Consider the following 3,293-nt stretch of genomic DNA (forward strand, 5'->3'; position numbering starts at 1 on the left):
ATATAGGTTTCGAATGACCTCATTTATACAAAATGAAAAATTAGCGAAGTACTGAAATTGCGTATGGACATTGAGTGCTCTTTATGGGAAGATTTCAGTCCTATCCTTGTCTGTCTCAGACCTCCTTGAATGAAGAGTTAAGGACAACGACATATATGTATAAATATATAAAAAATTAGAAAATTAATAGTTTTGAACGAAAATCACTTAAAACCACTGATCAAGAGTTTTCTGTCTGGCTCCTGAGGCCGTTTTAAGTCGTTCTGCAGCTTTTCCTACCCTATCAATCGAGAAATCGTGCCCCTCGCAGAGGAATTCGAGAAGTTTTTCAGAGTCAGGTTTTTCCCATCTTATTTTGTAATCATCCGTTACTTCAGGATGGAGAAAAATGTCTCTTATCTGATCCACAGCTTCAATTTCTGCTTTTTTTTCACTAAGTACGGAATAAATATCCCCGTGCTTTTTAATTAGTTTAAGGGCTGTTTTCGGGCCTACTTTCTCCAGCCCTTTGTTATAATCCGTGCCCACACAGATAGCGATGTCTATAAGCTGCTCCCGTGTAATTTCCAGGGCTTCAAGGGTCTCATCCAGCTCGATTTTTTCTGGTTCGACATCAACATACATGTTCTTTCCCGGAAGCTTCCGTTTTCCTGTTACAGCCAGGTTTCTGACAACGATTGGAGCCCCGAAGAGAAATGAGTCGTAATCCTGCGAAGCAACGCAGTTGGCGTCTTTTTTGAGAACCATGTGTGCAGCCTGTGCTTCGCCTTCACAGGGGGCCTGAACAAAGGGAACTCCCATAACGTTGAGGAGATATTTGGAATCTTCAACAATTTCCTGGTTTACTTTCGAAGAAGCCTGAGCATACTTATACGCCGATTCCAGGTCCCCTACAGCTTTTGCATTCTCCCATTTTTCCCTAGAAGATTCCCTTACTTCTTTTCTTCGGTTCAGGGTTTCGGACTTGAGATCAGGAGGTTTGCCGTCAAAAACAAAAAGAGGTTTGACACCTGCTTCTACAAGGCTCGCTGTTCGGTAGAGCAGGCCTGAGAGATGGGAGGTTACTCTTCCTGCAGAATCAACCAGAGGACTTCCATCCCGCTGGCGAATAATGCTCAAAAACTGGTGCAGCGTATTAAATGCATCGATTGCAACTACCTGATTTGTAAGATCCGAAAGCTCAATTTTTCTTTTCTGGAGCAGGTCGCCTATATCTGTGCCCATGTTTTCCCTCGAATGTCTGAAAGTTAATAGAAAGCTTTGCACTTTCATTACTTGCCTTATTAATCTATTCTTATTTTTTAATCTTATTTTTAATTTTTTAACTGTTATTCAGAAAATAGATATCAAGAGACATCTCAATATACTTTACTACAGGTCAATATCAAAATGCTTTATAGCAATCATATGATTTATTGTTCAATACGCTTTATAGATACTGAAGTCTTATATTTACCGCGTGTTCATAGTTATCCTGAGATACTTACCGATGAAATAGATTGTTGAAAGACAGTACTACTCAGAAGGAAAAAAGTAAAGAAACAGATGTAATTTCCGTTCTAATCCATGAAACTCATTCGGTCATTGGACTCATTTAGTCAGTGAGTTCATCAGATCATGGAATCCGGACAAGTTCTGGAATTCCAAACATATTTTTATATTTTTATCATATTTTTTGAAGTTAACTCTATCAGCCCTTCCTGAGGCCCAATCAAAGCTATCCAGTAAGAAAGAGAAAAGAGAAGAGACTTATTAGGCTTATAGCCTCTATAGAAACCTAAGAAAATCAAGCGGTGAGGTCAAGTCGAACATCGATTACTGAATCTTCGTTTGCTTCTATTTTGGATATTGTCAGCAAATTACCTTTTCTTTCCAGTAAAGTCGCTTTCGTGACCTGGACCTGGTGACCATCCACCTGCTTCTGGTTGTTGTTTTTATGGATGACCAGAAGCTTCTGTCCTTTCTCAGCCCCTTCTCCTATTTTGGACACGATATTTCTTATAACCTGTTCAAAATCAGAATAAATCAAAATTTCCGACTTATTTGCAACCTTTGTAATAATGCCAATCGGTTCCAGACTAAAGTGCATATAGCTTTCCTTCTTTACCTGCTTACACAAGTAACCAAATAATACTAACTCTGAGTAATAATAACTTGCGATACAGAATATCTAAACAATTATTTTATAACTTTTCAGATTCAGATCTTTTCTGTTCTACAGAAGAACCAATATATATAGTTTACTGGATCAAGGAACCTGTGCCCGAAATGCCTAGTTGGGTAGTAATTACATTAGAAAAATTAGTATCCTCTTCAAATTGAGTGGAAAGCTCTCAATTTCTGCTTATTGAGCTTTTTTCTCCGATTAATTGAGCCAGAGATGGCATCCCAAATGTACCGCCAACTCTATCACATATGTACTGATATGCACTTACACCCAGTTTCTTTGCTGTCTGAACAATCGTCATAAATGTGTCATTTGCTTTTGTTCCTTCCTCTGTTATGGTTTGAAGGCTCACATCTCTTTTTCTGACTTTTGCTCTCGCCGCTAGTTCCGCTGCATTGTTATGCAGCGGAACCTCTGGCAAGACCAGGACCTTTAACAGCTGTTCCTTGTTCTCTTTTGTCTTAGCGATTCTTTCATCCAGCTGTTCATATCCTGTTTTGGTAGAAAACAACTGATCAAACTTAACGGATAATTGCTCCGCTACCTCTGAATCTGGTTTTATTCTAAACTTAGAAAGCTCACCATAAAAGTTCCAGTAACTGTTCAGAAAAGCTTTCAGCTTTTCTTTATGATACGGAACTATTGGCCTTAATTTCTTGTAGTTTCTACCGTCATGAATCCAACAAAGAGCATGGTGATATGCAATTTGCCTGAACTGACGTGCATCATCACTTAAAAGTGTGGTAACCACAGGTATGTCTTTACTTTGATGATAGGCCGCAATTGCACAGGCTTCAAGGACTTTCTTCTTAGTAGTTTTATATCCATTAAGTGAGAAAACACAATCCAGTTTTCGACGCATTTCTTCGTCACTGAATATTTTGTTTTTAAAAGACGAGAGTTTTTCCATCCAACTTTGGGAAACATTAAACGTTTTCATCAGATTATATGCTTCATCAGTAAAGCAGTATGTTTTTTCTTTTCCACATAAAAGCACGTCTAAAACATTTTCTCTATTTTTATTGGGAACTGTAAAATAAGCAGTATAATAAGGATTACAAAGAATTTGAGTATAATAATTGACACCATTGACTCTTGCACCTGTATCATCAATCTGCTGATAAGG

3 protein-coding genes are annotated in these 3,293 nt (G+C 38.1%); all 3 read right to left on the reverse strand.

Annotated features, from left to right (window positions below):
• Positions 1–207: 207 nt before the first annotated feature.
• The gene (gene fen / locus ASJ81_RS10330) at positions 208–1,224 is read right to left on the reverse strand and encodes a flap endonuclease-1 (RefSeq protein WP_095644387.1); all 1,017 of its coding nucleotides are present in this window, start codon (positions 1,222–1,224) and stop codon (positions 208–210) included.
• A gap of 562 nt (positions 1,225–1,786) precedes the next feature.
• A complete protein-coding gene (locus ASJ81_RS10335) occupies positions 1,787–2,089 on the reverse strand; it encodes a hypothetical protein (RefSeq protein WP_095644388.1) in 303 nt (100 codons plus the stop codon).
• A 244-nt stretch (positions 2,090–2,333) separates the two neighbouring features.
• The coding region (locus tag ASJ81_RS10340) for an IS66 family transposase (protein WP_095642794.1) at positions 2,334–3,293 on the reverse strand (960 nt) is incomplete at its 5' end.

This window comes from Methanosarcina spelaei (assembly GCF_002287235.1).
Lineage (GTDB): Archaea > Halobacteriota > Methanosarcinia > Methanosarcinales > Methanosarcinaceae > Methanosarcina > Methanosarcina spelaei.